The sequence below is a fragment of the Streptomyces sp. McG3 genome (assembly GCF_018619185.1).
In the GTDB taxonomy this organism is placed as follows: Bacteria; Actinomycetota; Actinomycetes; order Streptomycetales; family Streptomycetaceae; genus Streptomyces.
On sequence record NZ_JAAXYC010000067.1, the window covers coordinates 1 to 19,073 of the forward strand.

The window sequence follows — 19,073 nt, forward strand, 5'->3', positions numbered from 1 at the left end:
CCCGCCGCTCCGCCGCCGCCCCCCACGCCGGTACACCCGATCCGTCCGGCGAGGCCGGACGCCGAAGGAGAACGCCCTGATGCGTAAGCCCTGTCGAGTCCTTGTGCTGACGCCCCACGCCGAACTGGTCCGCGCCGTGGCGGACACCGGGCTGGAACCGTGGGCGCTGCGCCGCGCCGGGCCGGACGCCGGCCCCGGCGGCCGGGGCGGAGTGCCGCCGGAGCGGACCCTGGTCCACCCGGACCCGGTACGGGCCCTTCGAGAGCTGGCCGCGGACGACCGATCCGGTTTCGACTTCGTCCTGTCCGGCGAGGACGCCGAACCGGCCCTGCTCGATGTCCTGCGGCACCTCGCCCCGCCGCCGGCGCGGACCGGGACGTGGCCGCCGACGGCCACCGAACTGCGGCGGCTCCTGGGCGAGGACACCCGTCCGCGCCCCGGCGCGGCGGACGGGACGCCGGTGCCGATGTGCCGGGTCGACACGGTGTCCGTCGGGGGCATGCACCTCCTGCTCGACGTCGCGTGGCCCGCGTCCGCGGCTCCGGTCGGGGAGACGTTGTGGGCGGACGTACGGGAGAAGGTCCGCGGCGCCCTCGATCTGATCGGACAGGAGTCGGGAGGAATGCGGACGAGCGTGGCGCTCACCGCCGCGGGTCCCCGTCCGGTGGAGATGGCCCGGACGCCGTTCCTGGTCGCTTCCCTGGGCCCGGGAACGAGGCGGTAACGCTCCGGGAGCGGCTCCGGGCACCTTGGGATCCATCGAGAGCGGGCCACGAACCCGGCCGCTCTCCCCGACCCCTCCCCGACCAGGTAGGAGCCCGAACATGAGCGCGAACCCGAACAGCTACCAGGCCCGCACCGCCGCCGGAGTCCTCGCGGCCCTCGTGATGACCGGACTCGCTCTCACGGTCGCCGCCGTGAACGACGTGCCCGAGGTCGGCCCCGCCGGCGCCACGGTGGTCCTGGCCAACAACGCCGGTCCCGCCACGCCGCCGGTCAAGCCCTGACCTCCGCGTGCTCAGGCGGCGACGGTCAGGGGGTCCCGGACACCCATGACCGCGTAGAGCCGGGCCGCCTCGGTGCGGTGATCCCGGGCGGACTCCTCGTCGCCGAGGGCCTCCAGCGCCCGCGCGAGGCCGGTCAGAGCGGACGCCTCCTCGGAACGGAAGCCCATGTTCACGGCGGACCGGTGGGCGTGGCGGTGCAGATCGAGGGCCGACTCGTACGCCCCGGACTCCGATCGCAGGTGCCCGATGAGATTCTCCACCTCGGTCAGGCGCACCGGAGTAGCACCGGAGCGGGCCAGCTCCAGTGCGCGGACGGCGAACTCCTCGGCCTGGGCCTTCCTTCCCCGGGCGTGCGCCACCCGGGCGGACAGGGCGAGCACCAGGCCGACGTCTCCCTGGGCCGTCCGCGTCTCGCTCAGCCGTCGCGCCTCGGCCAGGTTCGCGTCGGCCGCCGCCAGCTCCCCGAGACCGACCTGGGCGAAGGCGAGATCGGTCAGCGACATGACCTGGTTGCCGTGGTAGCCGATGGCGCGGCTGATCTCCAGAGCACGGCCGGCCTCCTCCGCGGCCTCGGTGTACCGGCCCCAGTTCCCGTACAGCGTGCTCAGGGTGGACCGTCCCTCGGCCTCGGCCCGGCGGGCGCCCAGCGCGGCCGACCGGGAGACGGCGGCCACGAGCAGGACCAGCGCCTCCTCGTAGCGGCCGAGCATGGAGGCGAGGAGGCCGATGATGGATTCGCTGTGTGCCTGGATGTGCCGGTCCCCCAGGGACACGGCGACCTCCCTGGCCTCCTGCGCGGCCTCCAGGCCGCTCTCGAACCGGCCCACTTTCCAGCAGGCCACCCCGAGGTTCGACAGCGTGACGCAGAGCAGTTGAGGATCGTCCAGCCCGCGGACGGCGGCCAGCGCCGTCCGCCCGACGTCCCACAGGTCGTCGAACTGTCCGCGCGCGTTCAGATGGAAGCTGAGGTTGCGGGCGAGGCACACGGTGTGGCGGTGCAGGCCGTGCAGTTCCGCCAGCGAGACGGCGGCCAGCAGACCGCTGTGCTCACGGTCGAACCAGGCCCGGACAGCCTCCCCGTCCGGCCAGAGCGGCAGAGCGCCCTCGTGGGCGGGGATGCCGGTACGGCGCTGCTCCCGGCCGGGGAAGAGGACCTGGCAGGCGGTGTCGGTCGCCGCGAGGTAGTAGCCCAGCAGCCGTTCCGCGGCCGTCGCGTCCTGCCCCGCCGTCGTGGCGTCGGAGAGGCTGCGGGCGTAGCTGCGCACCAGGTCGTGCAGGGTGTAGATGCCGACCACCGGCTGCTGGACCAGCCGCATGTCCAACAGGAACTCCAGGGTCGACTCGGCGTCGTGGACGTCGGTGCCGAGCAGAGCGGCTGTCGAGTGGACGTCCATGCCGGTGCTCGGGTGGAGTCCGAGGGTGCGGAAGGCGGTGCGCTGCCGCTCGTTCAGAGCCATGTAGGACAGATGGAGGGTCGCCGCGACGCTGCGTTGTGGCGAGCGCAGCTCGTCGAGTCTTCGGGTCTCGTCGCGGAGCCGCTCCGCGAGGTAGCGCAGCGTCCACGAGGACCTGTTGCGCAGCCGGGCGGTGGCGATGCGCAGAGCCAGGGGCAGATGCCCGCAGAGCTCGGCGAGTTCGGCCGCCGGCTCGGGCTCGGCCTCGACCCGGTCCGCGCCGAGGGTCGCCGCGACCAGGGCCGCGCTGTCCTGGGGTGTCATCTGCCCGACGGAGACCCAGCTGACGCCGTCGAGATCCACCAGCCGGGAGCGGCTGGTGACCAGGACCAGGCACCCCGGGGACGCGGTGAGCACCGGCATCACCTGTTCGGCGCGCGCCGCGTTGTCCAGGAGCAGCAGCAGTCGGCGACCGGTGACGGTGGCGCGCCACAGGAAGGCTCGGGCCTCCACGTCACCGGGTATGCGGTCGTCGCTGACGCCGATGGCTCGCAGGAGCTGGCCGAGCGCCGTGCCGGGCGACATCGGCGCCTGCTCTCCCGGGGTGAACCCGCGCAGGTCCACGTAGAGCTGGCCGTCGGGGAACCGGTCGGCGAGCCGGTGGGCGGCCCACACCGCGAGCGAGGTCTTGCCCGAGCCGCCCATGCCGTCGACGGCCACGACCCGCGCGGACCGGCTCTCGGAGGTATCGGCCGCATCGACGCAGTCCAGCAGTTCGGTCAGTTCCCTGGAGCGGCCGGTGAAGTCCGGCAGCGCCTGCGGCAGGGTGCAGACCTGGAGGGCCGGGGTCCCGTGACCCGGCCGGCGGGCCGGGGGCCGGTTGTCCTCCGGCGGCATCAGCCCGGGGTCGTCGCGCAGGATCTTCTCGTAGAGCCTGCTCAGCGGGGGGCCGGGGTCGACGCCGAGTTGGTCGGCGAGGGTCTCGCGGACCTGGGCGTACTCCCGCAGCGCCTCGGCCTTGCGTCCGTTGCGGTACAGGGCGAGCATCAGATGGCCGTGGAAGGTCTCGCGCAGGGGGTGCTCCGCGACGGCGTTCCGCAGGTCGGCCACCAGTTCACCGCCGGCGCCCGACTCCAGTCGCAGGGTGAAGTACTCCTCGGTGGCCACCAGGCAGCGTTCCTCCAGCACGGTGATCGCCGACTCGATGACCGAGCCGCCCTGACCGGAGAGAACCGCCCCGCGCCGCAGCGCGAGGGCTGATTCCAGTTCGCCGACGGCTTCGGGGCGCCGGTTCTCCCGCAGGGCGTGCTCGGCCGCCTGGATCCGGTCGTTGAACTCCAGCAGGTCGAGCTGTGCCGTGGCCAGGGTGATGCGGTAGCCGCTGCCCTCGGTCGAGATGACCGCGTCCCCGGGGATGCGGCGCCGCAGCTCCGAGACGGCCTTGCGGACCTGGTGGGAGGCGGTCGTCGGCGGGTCCTCCCCCCAGGCCGCCTCGATGAGACGGGGCAGGGGGACCACACGGCCCGGCTCCAGGAGGAGTACGGACAGCACGCGTTCCTGGACCGCCCCGCCGAGCGGGAGCCGCGCTCCGTCGACCGATGCCTCCAGCGGACCGAGGATCCGGAAACGCAGTCCACCTGCCGCGGGCACCGCTTCGGTTTCGGTGTCTTCTGTGTACATGCCTCGCCCGTGTACGGATCGCCGGCCCTCGACAGGGCCCCGCGAAGTCTGATGGTGATCGGCCGATGTGGTGCGCGGGCACGCCGGAACACCGACCGGGGCGCCTCGCGGGGGCGGGCTGCTCCGCAGTCGGCAGGGGTGCCGTACCGGGTGTCGTACGGGGGCTAGGGAAGCGGACAGCGCCGGGCTCGCCCCTCGGGCACGGCAGTGCCGTCCCGACGGTGACAGCCGCCCCGGTCGCCGGGGCTGCCGGTCGCCCGGGATTTCGTCCCCGCGCGCCCGTTCATCCGAACACCGCTGACCGTGACATCTCGCCCCTCCAACGCACCGCCGTGCCGTACGCGACCCGGAACCGTGTTCCAGGGGTACGACAGCGACCGCGCACACGAGAAAACAAACCGGGTGGTCTTGTGTACAGCCTACGCAAAGACACGCCCGGAGCTCAGCGTTCCCCGCAGATCCCCTCAACTCGGGGCGTGATATCGCCGTTCACCGCCCGGACCGAGGCGCAATCAGCGCATTTCATCGACCGGATCTCGCCCCCTCGCGGCGAGGGGGAGGCAGCGGCCCGGCCGCCGGTCAAGACCGCCCGGTCGGTAATCGGTGCGGCCCCGGGGGGACTTGGCGCGCGGGCCGGGCCGACGACCGTACGCACGGCACATCTCCGCACGGCACGCACACGCACACCCCGGATAGGCTGTCCGTATGACGACCGGGGTGCGGCGCAGGATGGGCGTCGACGAGCGCAGACAGCAACTGATCGGCGTCGCGCTGGACTTGTTCAGCCGTCGCTCGCCCGAGGATGTGTCCATCGACGAGATCGCCGCGGCCGCGGGCATCTCCCGTCCGTTGGTGTACCACTACTTCCCCGGGAAGCAGAGCCTGTACGAGGCGGCGCTGCGACGAGCCGCGGACGAGCTGGCGACCCGTTTCCTGGAGCCCCTGGAGGGGCCCCTGGGCGCACGGCTGCTCCGGGTGATGGGGCGGTTCTTCGACTTCGTCGACGAGCACGGCCCCGGTTTCTCGGCGTTGATGCGGGGCGGGCCCGCCGTCGGTTCCTCGACGGCGAACGCCATGATCGACGGGGTGCGGCAGGCCGCGTACGAGCAGATCATCACGCACCTCGGAGTGACCGAACCACCGGCCCGGCTGGAGCTGGTGGTCCGCTCCTGGGTCTCGCTCGCCGAGTCGACGGCGCTGATCTGGCTGGACGGGCGGCGCATCCCGCGCGCCGAGCTGGAGAAGCAGCTGGTGCACGACTTCGCCGCGCTCGCCGCGGTCAGCGCGGCGTACGACCAGGAGATGGCGGGCATCGTACTGCGGGTGCTGTCCCAGGAGCCGGCGGACGGCCCGTTCGGGGACCTGCTCGCCCGGCTCTCCGCGTTCGCCCCGGACGTGCCCGCCGTACCCGCGCAGCGCCTGCCGCACTGATCCCCTGCTTCCTCCTAGGCCGGCAGGCCGTTGCGGTGGGAGACGCGGCGGGCGGCGGCCAGCAGGGCGTGGATCTGCGGGCCCGCCTGGTCGATCTCGGTGACCGGGCGCGGGAACGGCAGCGTGACGTCCTCGTGGGTGCTGGGGTATTCGAGCCGCAGGGTCACCCCGAAGCGGTCCATCGCCAGCGGCACCGCCCGCGTCATGCCGCGCTCCGGGCGGGGGTGGACGAGGCGCAGGAGCAGCGGGACGAGTTCGGCGTGGTCGTCCACCAGGTGGGTGAGCATGCCCGCCTCGCAGGCGGCGATCGGGTCGGTCTCCACCTCTTCGAGCTCCTCCAGGGTGACGAAGGTGCGCCCCTCGGCGTCCTCCAGGACGGCCTGCCCGAACTCCATGCAGGTGCTCTGCTCTGTGCCGGTGGCGTACGGGGCGGCGAGCAGCCCGGTGACCGTGACGCGGGCGCGCAGCCGGTCGCGTACGGGGGTGGGGGCGATGTCCGTGAACTCCAGGCGGGCCGGGACGCGTTCGGCGCTCGGCGCGTGGCCGCCGTCGTTCGGGGCGTGCAGGTGGATGTGGCCCATCGCACCCGTGCCGTCGAGGCGGCGGACCTCGGTGTGCAGTCCGTCGCTGACCACCGTCATGGAGTGGGCGACGGTCAGGATCGACCGGACGCGCTCGGCGCGGGTCGGCCGCGTGGCGCGGGGGCGGGAGAGACGCATCCGAGTTCTCCAGGAGAGGTCGACGGAACCCAAGCGGCTACTTAGGTATGCCTAACCTTACTCACATGGTTCGGGTGTGGGTAGCCCGGGGACTCCATCCGTGTACCGGTCCCCGCTCGCGCCCGGGTCAGAGCTGAAGCTCGGTGCGGAGCGCGGCGGCGAGACCGACCTCCGCGTTGTCCGACTGGCCGCGCTCGAAGGCGCGCTGATAGGCCTCGTCGCCGACGGCCGCCCGCGCCTGGAGCTCGCACGTCTCGCGGACCGGCCCCAGCTCGGGCGTGCCGCGCTGGGGATGGCCGACCATGCGCCAGTACGCGTGTCCGGTGCCGTAGACCCGGGCGGCCTGCGCGCCGGCGCCCTGGGCGGCGATGGCGGCGGCCAGGATGTCCAGGCCCAGTGCGATGCCGAAGCTGTCGCGGAGCCGGTGCTTGCCCGCGAGCATCGACCGGGCGTGCGCGGCGGAGGCGGCCGGACGGTCCTGGAAGAGGGCGATCAGGGCGAGTTGGTAGTCCGCGTAGGAGCGGGTCCAGTATTCGCCGCCGCGTTCGCAGGCCCGGCGCAGCGTGGTGGCCGCCGCCTCGGACTCGGTGAGCCGGCCGAGCGCGGTGAGCGCGAAGACGGTGATGAGGTGGCAGCGCAGCCGGTGGGCCGAGTCCACCGGGACGCCCTCGGTCATCCGCAGCACCCGCCCGGCCGCTTCCAGCGCCGCTCCGGGCTCCCCGGTCATCAGCTGGGTGAGGCCGGAGAGGTAGGCCGCGCCGAGCATGCCCTCGTCGTCCCGGTCGTACAGGGCGATGGCCGTGCAGAGCGCGCCGTACTTCTCGGCGGTCGCGAAGTCGCCCTGGAGCAGGGCCGCGACGCCGAGGACCCATTGCAGTCTGGTCCGGTGGGGTCCGTCGACGGGGCCCGCGTCCAGGGCGCGCTGAGCGTAGCTCCGGGCCTCGGAGAGGTGGCCGCAGCAGGCCCAGAAGAAGCCGACGCGGCCCGCCATCTCCTGGGCCCCGCCGACGTCGTGGACGAGCAGGTGCTCCAGGGCGGCGCACAGGTCGGGGTGGGTGTCGGACACCTTGTGGTACCAGGACACCTGGTCCGGGCCGGTCCAGCCGTCATGGGCGCGGCGGGCGAGGCCGAGAAAGCTTCTCGCGTGCCGGTCGGCGGCGGAGCGGGCCTCGCCCAGCTCGGTGAGCCACATCCGGCCGTACTCGCGGAGGGTGTCGAGCATCCGGTAGCGGTCGCCGTCGCGCTGGACGACGGACTGGGCGACGAGGCCCTGGAGCGCCCGGTCCACCTCGTCCGGGGTGAGCGGGCCGCCCGCGCAGACCTCGCGGGCGACCGCCTCGTCGAAGTCGGTCCGCAGCGGGGTGAGGCGGGCCCACAGGAGGCGCTCCAGCGGGGTGCACAGCTCGTGGGACCAGCCGATGGCGGTGCGCAGGGTGCGGTGGCGGCGGGGCCACACCGTCGCGTCGGCGAGGAGGTCGAGGCGGGCCGTGTCCGGGCTCTCGCCGGCCCCGTCCGCCACGGAGGCGCCCGGTGTGCCGAAACCGGGGGCTCCGGAGCCGGGGGCGATGGCGAGGCCGCCGCCCCGGCCGGACACGCCGAAGCCGGCGCTCCGGGCGTCGAAGCGGCTGCCGATCCGGGTGGCCAGCTGGGCCACGCTGTGCCGGCCGATGCCCGCGGCGGCCAGCTCGATGGCGAGCGGGATGCCTTCGAGGCGGCGGCAGATCTCGCCGGCCGCCGCCTCGTCGCCCGGGGCGTCGAGTCCGGCCCCGGGGTTCGTGGCGCGCAGCCGGTCGGCGAAGAGCTGGAGGGCGTCGGGGGCGCCGTCGACCGGGAGCGGCGGCACCTCGACGACGTACTCGCCCCGGGTGCCGAGCGGCTGTCTGCTGGTGACCAGGATGGTCAGGCCGGACGAGGTGGTCAGGATCTCGGCCAGCAGATGGGAGCAGGCGGCGCGGAGGTGTTCGGCGGAGTCGAGGACCAGCAGGAGGCGCTTGTCGCCGAGCCATTCGCAGAGCGCCTCGACGGGCATCCGCAGGGTGTGGTCGGCGAGTCCGACCGCGTCCGAGACGGTGGGGAGCAGCAGCCCGTCGTCGTAGAGCGGGGAGAGGTCGGCCCACCAGGCGCCGTCCGGGTAACGGTCGGCGGCGGAGCGGGCGGCCCGGAGCGCGAGCCGGGTCTTGCCGACGCCGCCGGGGCCGATCAGGGTGGTCATCCGCCGGGTGGTCAACGCGGTGCCCAGCCGGGCCAGTTCGGCCCGCCTCCCGACGAAGCTGCTCGTCTCGTCGGGAAGGTATCCCACCTTGGTCATCATCACCGTCCGGGCGCTGGGGCAGGGTACGCCGGCGAGGCGACCGCCCCGGGTGGGGCTCCTGCCGCACGCACCGGGCCGGTCCCGCTCCCCCCGAGGGGGAGCGGGACCGGCCCGGTGAACCAGGACGGCTGTCGCGGCTCCCTTGCCGACGTCTGCCGTCACCGTAGTGCTGCCGGAGGTCAGCGCAGCGTGAAGACGGCCGCCGTGCGTCCCGGGACGGTGAAAGTGGCCGATTTCCCGTCGTACCTGGCTCGTTTGACAGTAGGGTCCGCACCCTTGGCCTGGACGGGGTGCAGTGCGTAGGTCTTCCCCGCCGGTGCGGCGAGCCGCTGGTCGGCGGTGGTCGGCGCGGCGTTGAGGACGACGACCAGGTCGCCGAGGCGCATGGTGATCACGCCGGGGGTCTCGGCCGTGCCGGAGAGCGGGAAGGACAGGGCGGACTGCACCTGGCCGGCGGTGCGCAGGGAGAACTCCTTCTCGGTGGAGCGGATGGTGAGCAGGTCGCGGTAGGCGGCCGAGGCGCCGTCCATCTGCGCGCACTTCGGCGCGATGGTGCCGGTGGCGGCCAGGAGCGGCTTCGCGTACGCCCACTTGTCCTGGTTGTCGGCGGCGGGCGGCAGGCCCCGGCCGAAGCCGTTGCCGTCGCGGCAGTCCCAGTGCAGGGCGTTGAACCAGTCGCCGCTGTCGTAGGAGTTGCGGTCCAGGGACTTGGAGCGCAGCAGGTCGGTGCCCGCCTGGGAGAGCGAGGGGCCCTGGGAGAGGACGGAGGCGGCCATGGCCACCACCTGGGCCCTGGCCCGTTCGGCTGCCGTGGTGGAGGCCGGGAGCTTGAAGGCGAGGGTGTCGAAGAGGGTCTCGTTGTCGTGGGCGTCGGAGTAGGCCAGGGCGTCGCCGGGTGCGGCCGCGTATCCGGCGGGCGCCCCGTTGTAGTCGACCTCGGAGCCCTTGACCGTGCGGCCGGAGGTGTCGGTGAAGGAGTAGTCGGCGAGATTGCCGGTGAGCCCGACCTTGATCAGGTCCTGGTAGTGCAGCAGCCGGGCCTTCTGCTCGGCGCGGGTGCCGTTGGCCGGGGAGGAGTTGGGGTCGGTGTAGAGGCCGGTGGCGAAGCCCTGGACGCCGGGGTCCTCGTCGAAGGGGCCGCCGCCGCGCACGGCGTCGCGGCCCCGGTCGGAGAAGGTGGCGATGCCGGTGCCGGCCATGTTCTTCTGGGTGGCCTGGACGAAGCGGGCGTCGTCCGCGATCTCGCCGAAGTTCCAGCCCTCGCCGTACAGGATGATCTTCTTGCCGTCGACGCCGTCCTTGGCGGGCGTGAGCCCGTCCAGCGCCTCGCGGACGGCGAGGATGTTGTCCTTGGGGTGGTGGCCCATCAGGTCGAAGCGGAAGCCGTCGACCTTGTACTCCTTCGCCCAGGTGACGATCGAGTCGACGACGAGCTTGCCCATCATCGTGTTCTCGGGCGCGGTGTTGGCGCAGCAGGTGGAGGTGGCGACGCCCCCGTCCTCCAGGAGCCGCTGGTAGTAGCCGGGCACGATCTTGTCGAGGACCGACTTGTCGTCCTGCCCGGAGGCGACGGTGTGGTTGTAGACGACGTCCATGACGGTGCGCAGTCCGGCCCGGTTGAGGCCCTGGACCATGCTCCGGAACTCGACCGTGCGCTCGGTGCCGTCCGGGTCGGAGGCGTAGGAGCCCTCGGGGACGGTGTAGTGCAGCGGGTCGTAGCCCCAGTTGAAGCCGTCCTTGGCGGCGGCCTTGCTGACGCAGGCCTGCTGCTCCTCGGAGTCGGGGGCGTGGACGTGGAGATCGCAGGCGGGCTGCTGCTGGTCCTTCTTCCTCTCCGGGATCGTCCCGATGTCGAAGACGGGCAGCAGGTGGACGTAGCTGGTGCCGGAGTCGGCGAGCTTCTTGAGGTGCCGCATGCCCCGGGACCGGGAGTCCGTGAAGGCGAGGTACTCACCCGGGTGCTTCGCCGTGCGGTCCGTGACCGAGAAGTCGCGGACGTGCAGTTCCTGGATCTGGGCGTCCCGCAGCGGGGTGGCGGCGGGCTTCTTCAGACCGGACCAGCCGCGCGGGGCGAGCTTCGGGTCCGTGAGGTCGACGACGAGGCTGCGTGCGGAGTCGGCGGTCAGGGCCGTGGAGTAGGGGTCGGTGACCTTGTTGGTGACCATCTTCTGGACGGTGGGGGCCCAGACGGTCACGGCGTACCGGTAGGGCTTGCCCCGCCAGCTCTTCTTCCCGGTGACCGACCAGACGCCGGTGCGGTCGTCGCGCTTCATCGGGTGGGTGCGGCCGTCGAGTTCGAGCGAGACGGTCCGGGCGGTGGGGGCCCACACGGAGAGCGTGGGCGTCGACTTGTCGAAGACCGGGCCGAGTCCGGCGGAGGCCGCCCTCTTCCCGTACAGGTCGTCCAGGATGCCGGCGGTCTGTACGCCGGTGGCGGCGAGCAGAGCGCCGTTGGCGGCGCGCTGGGTGGCGACGAGCTGGCCGCGCAGGGACTCCCGGACCCGGTCGCGGTCGCGGGCGTCGACGGTGAAGGCCGGATAGTCCTTCAGGTGCGGGTACTTCGCCCTCTGCGCGTCACTCAGCGCGGCTTGCGTGAGCCGCAGCCACCGGCCCTCGTCCAAGAGCGCCCCGTCGACGACGGAGATGCCGCCCTTCTCCGCGTACACGAGCTGCTGGCTGGTGGCGTCGGTGGCCTTCACCTTCCAGACGACGGTGTCCGCGTCGATCCACTGCGCCTCGGCCTTCGACAGGTCGGGGGCCGCGCCGCCGCCGGTCTGCGGGAGCAGGTAGCCGGGCTTGCCGCCGAGCATCCAGACCTCGTGGCCGTACGTGGCGAGGTCGAGGGACTGGTCGCTGGGCAGGTCCTTCTCGTCGCCCTTGTGCAGGATGTAGCCGAGTGTGGTGGCCCCGTCCACGAGCGGCACCTCGAAGGTGACCCCGTAGGCGTTCTCCTTGACCGGCATCAGCGGCTTGGACCAGTCGGTGGGCTCCTTCGCCCCGGCCCAGGTGTGCAGCCCCCACCCGTCGTAGTTCCCGTCCGGGCGGTGGTAGTTGAGGACGGCCTTGGTGGTGTCCTGCGGCAGGGCCTCGGGGGCTTCGGCCCGCTGCCCGTCCTTGCCCTGCTCGATCCAGACCTGTCCGGTCACGCCGAGGTCGATCGTCCGTTGCGGGCCGTCGGCCGTGCCGTTCTTCTCGACGGTGTACGGGACGGACTCGGTGCCCTTCTCCAGGTCGAGCCAGGCGAACGCGCCGAACGCGTCCCGCCCGATGAACTCGGCGGTCCTCTCACCGGACTTCAGCTGCCAGCCCTCGTAGTCACCGTCGGGGCGCTGGTAGTGGACGACCGCCCGGTCGCGCTCGACGGCGACGGGCTTCGGCTTCGGCGGGGTCGCTCCCGCCGTGGTCGCGGCGAGGGCACTGGAGGTGCGGCCGGTCCGGTCGACGACGACGGCCTTGTAGCGCAGCGGCGTTCCCGCCGTCACCGTCCCGTCGAGGTACTGGGTGACCTTGTACGGGGCGTGGTCGGCCGACCCGAGCGTCTTCCACTTCCCGTTGCCCGCCTGGGCGGCGAAGACGACCCGGTTGAGCTGTCCGCCGTCCACGTCGGCGGCGATCTCGACGGTGCCGGTGGCGCCGGCGGCCGGGGCCCTGAGCGAGATCGCGGGCTCGGCGGCGGGGGCGGCGACGGTCCGGTCCGCCTTCAGCACGATGCTGGAGAGGGCGGGCACGGTGACGGTGACCCGCTTGTCCTTGCCGCTGCGGACCGTGCCGGAACCGCCGTACAGGGTACGGAAGTCCATATCGGCCGACTCGGTGGCGACCTGGATCTTCCTCGGGCTCGTGCCGTTGTTGGAGGCGACGAGGTATTCGTACGGGCGCCGGGTGTCGATGCGCGAGGTGGCGTACACCGAGCCGTCCGCGAGCCGCTCGGTCTGGGTGCCGTCGCGCAGCGCCGTGTGGGCCTTGGTGAGCTTGGCGAGGGCGGCGATGGAGCGGTAGACCGGGTGCTTCGTGTCGTACGCGTCCGAGGCGTGCGTGCGGTCGGTGCCGAGCTGGTCGTCGTCGAGGTAGTCGGCGGTCTTCGAGGCGAAGAGCGTCTGGCGGGAGTCCTTGTCGCCGCCGGCGCCGGTGAAGCCCTGTTCGTCGCCGTAGTAGATCACCGGGTTGCCCCGGCCGAGGAACATCAGCTCGTTGGCGAGCCGGGCCCGCTTCAGCAGCTCGGCGTCGTCGGCCTTCGGGTTGTCCTGCTTCAGGAAGGTCCCGATGCGGCCCATGTCGTGGTTGCCGAGGAAGGTGACCTGCTCGTAGGCGTTGGCCTTGTCGGTGGTGTAGCGGTAGTCGTTGCCGTACACCGAGGCGAGCTTGTCGGCGGGGGCGCCCTGGGAGGCGAACTGCCGGGCCGCGTCCTGGAACGGGAAGTCCAGCGTGGAGTCCAGGCGGCCCCGGGTGACGTACGGGGAGGTCACCTCGGTGTCGGCGGAGTAGACCTCACCGAACATGAAGAAGTCGTCCCGGCCGCGCCGCTCGGCGTACGCGTCGAGCGCGGTGGCCCACTGGGTCCAGAAGTCCAGGTCGACGTGTTTGACCGTGTCGATGCGGAAGCCGTCGATGTCGAAGTCGCGGACCCACTTCTCGTAGATCTTCTCCATGCCCTTCACGACCTCGGGACGCTCGGTCCACAGGTCGTCGAGCCCGGAGAAGTCGCCGTACTCGTTGGACTCGCCGGCCCACGTCGAGTCGCCCCGGTTGTGGTACATGGTGGGGTCGTCGAGCCAGGACGGGACCTTCTTCCCGGTGCCGGGGGCCTGCACCGGGGTGTACGGGAAGGAGTCCCGGTCCACCTTCTTCACGCCGTCACGGTCGTCGAAGGGGCGGCCGTCCGCGTCGAGGTGGGGGAAGGCGCCCTTCGGCTTGTAGCCGTAGGCCTTCTCCGCGTAGTCGACGGTGTCGGCGGTGTGGTTGGTGATGACGTCGAAGAAGACCTTCATGCCCTTGGCGTGGGCCTTGTCGATCAGCCGCTCCAGGTCGGCGTTGGTGCCGAAGTGCGGGTCGACCTGGGTGAAGTCGGTGATCCAGTAGCCGTGGTAGCCCGCCGAGGCGTCCTTGCCGGTGCCCTGCACGGGCCGGTTCTTGAAGATCGGCGCCATCCAGATGGCGGTGGTGCCGAGCTCCTTGATGTAGTCGAGCTTCCGGGTGAGGCCCTTGAGGTCGCCGCCCTGGTAGAACCCCTTGTCGGTGGGGTCGTAGCCGTGCTCCAGCCGCGATCCGGTCAGTCCGCCCCGGTCGTTGGAGGCGTCGCCGTTGGCGAACCGGTCGGGCAGCACGAAGTAGAACTGCTCGCGCGTGAGGTCGTGCCGGTCCGCCTCACGGGCGAGTCTCGCGTCCGAGGGCGGGGCCGGCGGCCGGGGCGACGCGGCGGCGGTGGCCGCCGGGACGACGGGCAGCAGCGCCGCGCACAGGGCGGCCACCGTCCATCGTCCGAGGATGGTTCGGGACACGGAGGGTGCTCCTTGGGGGCTTGATCGGTAGGTCGAGCGGTTCGCCGAGCGCTGGGTCGATCAGCGCGGAAGCGGGCCGGCGGGCGATGCCACCGGCCCGCTGGGGGTGGGGTCAGCCGCGCCAGACGTCGGCGGTCAGCGTGACCTTCCCGGAGGCCGGGACGGTGGCGGTGCGGTTGGCTCCGCTCTCCCAGGTGACGTTGGAGCCCGCGTCCTTGCGGACGTACTTGTAGGTGAACGTGGTCCCGGCGGGCAGGTTCACGTCCAGCTCCCAGACGGGGTACGCCGCCGGGTCGAGCTTCGGCGCGTTCGCCGGGTTCCAGTTGCCGAGGGCGGCGTGGTCGCCGGTGACGTGGATGTTCTGGCCGGGCTGGGTGGTGGCGTTGACGCCGAAGGAGGCGCCGGAGGTGCCGTTGCCGGGGTCCGGGTCGGGGTTCGTGCCGCCTCCCCCGCACGTCCGGGCGCCGGTGTGCAGGGCGACGGCGGTGCCGGCCGCGACGGTGGCGGTGAACTGGCCGGAGCCGTTGACGCTGACGCCCCTGCCGGACTGGACGTCGCAGTAGTCGCCGGCGGGCAGCGAGGTCTGGAAGGTCCGGTTCAGTGCGGAGCCCTCGTGGTTGATGGCGACGTACGCCTTGTTCCCCCGGCCGAACGCGATCTGGTCGGCGCCGTTGTCCCACCAGTTGGTGACTCCCTGGCCACGCGCCGTGTTGCGGAGCCCGACCATGGAGGAGATCTCGCGCCAGGCGTGCTGGCACTTCCAGCCGTCGCTGTAGCAGGCGTTCACCTGGCCGCCGTTCGGCGGTCCGGCGTCGTGGTCGCTGAACTCGTAGCCGGAGTGGACGTCCGGGGAGCCGTAGGGCCAGGCCAGCATGAAGACACCGGCCAGGGTGTAGGCGGAGCCGTTCTTGTAGTTGAGGGTGTCGCCGCCGCGCTCCGTGTCGTGGTTGTCGACGAAGACGGCGGACCTGCCGGACTCCATGAAGCCCCAGCCCTCGCCGAAGTTCTTCAGGTGGGCGAGGTTCTCGTTGAGGAAGACCTGCTTGAGGCTCCGCCCGTACCGGAACTCCTGGACGTCTCCGCTGCCGAGGTACTCGGAGGGCGAGACGGCCTCACCGGCCCCGAAGATCGCCTCGTGCTTCCAGTAGACGTTCGGGTTGCTCAGCCGGGACTTGATGTTGGCGAGGTCGCCGGCGGGCATGTGCTTGGCGGCGTCGATCCGGAAGCCGTCGACGCCGAGCGAGAGCAGGTCGTTGAGGTAGCCGGCGATCTTCCCGCGTACGTAGTCCTCGCCGGTGTCCAGGTCGGCCAGGCCGACCAGTTCGCAGTTCTGGACGTTGCCGCGGTCGTTGTAGTTGTTGATCTGGGACCGGCAGTCGTCGAGGTCGTTGCCGGAGTAGAGGCCCGGGTAGTCGTACTTGGTGTACGCGGAGCCTCCGGTGCCGGTGCCGCTGCCCGCCGACATGTGGTTGATGACGGAGTCGGCGATGACCTTGACCCCGGCCGAGTGACACGTGTTCACCATGGCGGAGAAGGCGGCCCGGTCGCCGAGCCGGCCGGCGATCCGGTAGCTGACGGGCTGGTAGGACGTCCACCACTGGCCACCCTGGATGTGTTCCTGGGGCGGCGAGACCTGGACGTAGCCGTAGCCCGCCGGACCGAGGGTGTCCGTGCAGGCCTTGGCTATGGAGGCGAACTTCCACTCGAACATCACGGCGGTGACGTCCTTGTCGCCCGGGGCGGCGGCCTGTGCGGTGCCTGCGGCGCCGAATCCGGTGGGGACGACGAGGGCGGCGGCGCCGGCCACCAGGGCGAGCGCGGCAGACAGGGGTCTGCGTGCCATGTCTTTCCTCCTGCGGGTGGGGGAAGCGGGGATGACGGTGCAGCCTCAGCCGGCAACGCGCCGTGCCCTCAAGGCTCCTGAAGGTTCTTGCTGCAAGAATGCAAACCTTGCCGCGGAGCAGACCGTACGAGCCCTCCCCCCGCCGGTCAACCCTTTGGACACCCCCCGCTCACATCCGCGAAACAACGGAGTTTTCTTCCTGAGTTCCTCGCGATTTCTTACTGCAAGGCCTTTCGCAAGATATTGCGGGCCTGTTACGTTTCATCCCGACTCCGGTCCGGTCGGCCGGGGGATCCGGCACCGCTTCACGTCGTCGGACCCCACGCGCCCGGCCGGCCGGGCCGGTCACGGCAAGAGAGGCACCCGGAGTCGCTACAACTCCCCGCCGGCCCGTCCTGGGCCGACTCCTGGTGCCTCTCCTGTGCGTGCCCGTCCCCGTACGAGCCGGCTGCCGCTTCGCGGTTCAGCCGCTGCGTACCGCCGCCGTCGAGCCCCGTACGACCAGCTCCGGCTGGAAGACGTACTCGGTGCGCTGCACCGGGCTGCCCCCGATCTCCTCCAGCAGCGCGCCCACGGCGGCCGCCGCCATCGCCTGCACGGGCTGGCGCACCGTGGTCAGCGGCGGGTCGGTGAACGCGATGAGCTGCGAGTCGTCGAAGCCGACGACGGAGACGTCACGGGGCACGTCGAGACCCCTCCCCCGGGCGGCGCGCACCACGCCCAGCGCCATCAGGTCGCTGCCGCAGACGATGCCCGTGCAGCCCGCGTCCAGCAGGGCGCCGGCCGCCACCTGACCGCCCTCGACGCTGAACAGCGTTGAGCAGACGAGCAGTTCGGCCTCGGACCGGTCCATGCCGAGCAGCGAGACGGCCGCCTCCACGAACCCGTCGCGCTTGCGGCGGGAGGGGACGTAGCGCTGCGGGCCGATGGCCAGGCCGATCCGGCGGTGGCCGAGGTCGGCGAGGTGCCCCAGGGCCATCCGTACGGCGGCGTTGTCGTCGGGCGAGACGAACGGGGCGCTGATGCGCTCGTTGTAGCCGTTGATCAGGACGAACGGCACGCCGCGCTCGGTGAGCGCGGCGTACCGGCCCGGGTCGGCGGAGGTGTCCGCGTGCAGCCCGGAGAGGAAGACGATGCCGCCGACGCCCCGCTCGACGAGCTGCTCGACGAGCTCGTCCTCCGTCGCACCGCCCGGCAGCTGGGTGCAGAGCACGGGGGTGTAGCCGTGCCCGGCCAGCACCTGTTCGACGGACTGCGCGAACGCCGGGAAGATCGGGTTGGTGAGTTCGGGAGTCACCAGGCCGATCAGTCCGGCGCTGCGCTGCCGCAGCCGTACGGGCCGCTCGTAGCCCAGGATGTCGAGCGCCGCGAGCACCCGCTGCCGCGTGGAGTCCGCGACGCCCTGCTTCCCGTTCAGGACCCGGCTGACCGTCGCCTCGCTGACCGCCGCCTGTCCGGCGATGTCGGAGAGGCGGGGCGCAGCGGTGGTCCTGGGCGCGGGCAGTGTCACACCGTCCACCACACCGTGGTGTCGGCGGGCAGCTCGGCCTCGGCACCGTCCACGGTGACCGGGGAGCTGGCGAGCAGCACCCGGCCGCGGGCGGCGATACGGACGGGGGCGCCGGTGGTGTTGACGGTGCAGACGAAGCCGGGGCGGGCGAGGACGAGGACGCCGTCGGGGCCGTCCAGCCACTCGACGTCGGTGCCCGCGCCGAGGCCGGGGTGCTCCCGGCGGGCGGCGATGGCGGCGCGGTACAGCTCCAGGGTGGAGCCCTCCACGCCGGTCTGGGCCTCGACGGACAGCTCGCCCCAGCCCGCGGGCTGCGGGAGCCAGCTGCCGCCGTCGCCGAAGCCGTGGCTGCTGCCCTCACGGGTCCACGGGATCGGGACGCGGCAGCCGTCGCGGAAGCCGTCCTGGCCCTCGGCGCGGAAGAACGAGGGGTCCTGGCGGGCCTCGTCGGGCAGGTCGGTGACGTCGGGCAGGCCGAGCTCCTCGCCCTGGTAGACGTAGGCCGAGCCGGGCAGGGCGAGCATCAGCAGCGAGGCGGCGCGGGCCCGGCGCAGGCCCAGCTCACGGTCGCCGGGGGTGCGGATCTGGGTGCCGAGGCCCGCCGGGTTGGCGAAGCGGGTGGCGTGCCGGGTGACGTCGTGGTTGGACAGCACCCAGGTGGTGGGGGCGCCGACCGGGCGCATCGCGTCGAGCGAGGAGTCGATGACCTCGCGCAGTTCGGCGGCGTCCCAGGCGGTGGCCAGGTACTGGAAGTTGAACGCCTGGTGCATCTCGTCGGGGCGCACGTAGTTGGCGGTCCGCTCGACGGTCGGGGTCCACGCCTCGGCGACGGCGATCCTCTCGCCCGGGTACTCGTCGAGGATGGTGCGCCAGCTGCGGTAGATCGCGTGCACGCCGTCCTGGTCGAAGAAGGGCATGACGTCGTTGCCGAGCAGCTTGAGCTGGTCGTGGGAGCCGAGGTCGGGCAGTCCCTCGGCCTTGACGAGGCCGTGGGCGACGTCGACGCGGAAGCCGTCGACGCCCATGTCGAGCCAGAAGCGCAGGATGGAGCGGAACTCGTCGGCGACGGCCGGGTGCTCCCAGTTGAAGTCGGGCTGCTCGGGGGCGAAGAGGTGGAGGTACCAGTCGCCGGGGGTGCCGTCGGGGTTCACCGTACGGGTCCAGGCGGGGCCGCCGAAGATGGACTCCCAGTCGTTGGGCGGCAGTTCGCCCGCGTCGCCCTTTCCGGGACGGAAGTGGTAGCGCTCGCGCAGCGCGGAGCCGGGGCCCTCGGCCAGGGCGCGCTTGAACCACTCGTGCTGGTCGGAGGAGTGGTTGGGGACCAGGTCGACGATGATGCGCAGGCCCAGGCCGTGGGCCTCGCGGATCAGCGCGTCGGCGTCCAGCAGGTTGCCGAACATCGGGTCGATGGCCCGGTAGTCGGCGACGTCGTAGCCCGCGTCGGCCTGCGGGGAGGCGTAGAAGGGGCTGAGCCAGACCGCGTCGACGCCCAGGTCCTTCAGGTGGGGCAGGCGGGCGGTGACGCCGGCGAGGTCGCCCATGCCGTCACCGTTGCCGTCGGCGAAGCTCCGCGGATAGACCTGGTAGATCACCGCGTCCTGCCACCAGCCGGTGCGGTGGCCCGGGGCGTCGTCGGACGTGCCGGTGGAGGGGGCAGCGAGGTGCTGGGTCATGTCGTCC

Annotated in this window: 10 protein-coding genes; 3 read left to right on the forward strand and 7 right to left on the reverse strand. The window is 72.2% G+C overall.

Going from position 1 to position 19,073, the window contains the following annotated elements:
• Positions 1-79 precede the first annotated feature (79 nt).
• Both HET64_RS13870 and HET64_RS13875 read left to right on the forward strand, forming a co-directional pair.
• Positions 80-724, forward strand: coding sequence for a hypothetical protein (locus HET64_RS13870; protein ID WP_215105330.1), 645 nt, complete (start codon positions 80-82; stop codon positions 722-724).
• A gap of 100 nt (positions 725-824) precedes the next feature.
• Complete coding sequence (locus tag HET64_RS13875) at positions 825-1,007, forward strand: hypothetical protein (protein ID WP_215105332.1); 183 nt, start codon at positions 825-827, stop codon at positions 1,005-1,007.
• A gap of 11 nt (positions 1,008-1,018) precedes the next feature.
• Here the strand turns inward: HET64_RS13875 and HET64_RS13880 are convergent, their stop codons facing one another.
• Positions 1,019-4,081 carry an AfsR/SARP family transcriptional regulator gene (locus tag HET64_RS13880; RefSeq protein WP_215105334.1) on the reverse strand — a complete coding sequence of 1,021 codons (3,063 nt, stop codon included), beginning with the start codon at positions 4,079-4,081 and terminating at the stop codon, positions 1,019-1,021.
• Positions 4,082-4,786: 705 nt separating this feature from the next.
• Between HET64_RS13880 and HET64_RS13885 the strand changes: the two genes are divergently transcribed.
• Entirely contained in the window at positions 4,787-5,512 is a 726-nt protein-coding gene (locus HET64_RS13885) for a TetR/AcrR family transcriptional regulator (protein WP_215105336.1), read from the forward strand.
• A 14-nt stretch (positions 5,513-5,526) separates the two neighbouring features.
• Here HET64_RS13885 and HET64_RS13890 read toward each other — a convergent pair whose 3' ends face one another.
• The 6 genes from HET64_RS13890 to HET64_RS13915 form a co-directional block, all read right to left on the reverse strand.
• Positions 5,527-6,231 carry a DUF2470 domain-containing protein gene (locus HET64_RS13890; RefSeq protein WP_215105339.1) on the reverse strand — a complete coding sequence of 235 codons (705 nt, stop codon included), beginning with the start codon at positions 6,229-6,231 and terminating at the stop codon, positions 5,527-5,529.
• Positions 6,232-6,358: 127 nt separating this feature from the next.
• Entirely contained in the window at positions 6,359-8,542 is a 2,184-nt protein-coding gene (locus tag HET64_RS13895; protein WP_215105341.1) for an NB-ARC domain-containing protein, read from the reverse strand.
• A gap of 179 nt (positions 8,543-8,721) precedes the next feature.
• Entirely contained in the window at positions 8,722-14,040 is a 5,319-nt protein-coding gene (gene pulA, locus HET64_RS13900) for a pullulanase-type alpha-1,6-glucosidase (protein ID WP_215105343.1), read from the reverse strand.
• Between the two features lie 112 nt (positions 14,041-14,152).
• Complete coding sequence (locus HET64_RS13905; RefSeq protein ID WP_215105345.1) at positions 14,153-15,883, reverse strand: carbohydrate-binding module family 20 domain-containing protein; 1,731 nt, start codon at positions 15,881-15,883, stop codon at positions 14,153-14,155.
• Positions 15,884-16,346: 463 nt separating this feature from the next.
• The gene (locus tag HET64_RS13910; RefSeq protein WP_215105347.1) at positions 16,347-17,405 is read right to left on the reverse strand and encodes a LacI family DNA-binding transcriptional regulator; all 1,059 of its coding nucleotides are present in this window, start codon (positions 17,403-17,405) and stop codon (positions 16,347-16,349) included.
• Positions 17,390-19,066 (reverse strand): glycoside hydrolase family 13 protein, encoded by a 1,677-nt coding sequence (locus tag HET64_RS13915; RefSeq protein ID WP_215105349.1) that lies wholly within the window; start codon positions 19,064-19,066, stop codon positions 17,390-17,392. The genes HET64_RS13910 and HET64_RS13915 overlap by 16 nt, the downstream gene beginning before the upstream one ends.
• Between the last annotated feature and the right edge of the window lie 7 nt (positions 19,067-19,073).

Coding starts and splice junctions, on each gene's coding strand:
- HET64_RS13870 (WP_215105330.1), top strand. CDS start 80: ATGCGTAAGCCCTGTCGAGTCCTTGTGCTGACGCCCCACGCCGAACTG.
- HET64_RS13875 (WP_215105332.1), top strand. CDS start 825: ATGAGCGCGAACCCGAACAGCTACCAGGCCCGCACCGCCGCCGGAGTC.
- HET64_RS13880 (WP_215105334.1), bottom strand. CDS start 4,081: ATGTACACAGAAGACACCGAAACCGAAGCGGTGCCCGCGGCAGGTGGA.
- HET64_RS13885 (WP_215105336.1), top strand. CDS start 4,787: ATGACGACCGGGGTGCGGCGCAGGATGGGCGTCGACGAGCGCAGACAG.
- HET64_RS13890 (WP_215105339.1), bottom strand. CDS start 6,231: ATGCGTCTCTCCCGCCCCCGCGCCACGCGGCCGACCCGCGCCGAGCGC.
- HET64_RS13895 (WP_215105341.1), bottom strand. CDS start 8,542: ATGATGACCAAGGTGGGATACCTTCCCGACGAGACGAGCAGCTTCGTC.
- HET64_RS13905 (WP_215105345.1), bottom strand. CDS start 15,883: ATGGCACGCAGACCCCTGTCTGCCGCGCTCGCCCTGGTGGCCGGCGCC.
- HET64_RS13915 (WP_215105349.1), bottom strand. CDS start 19,066: ATGACCCAGCACCTCGCTGCCCCCTCCACCGGCACGTCCGACGACGCC.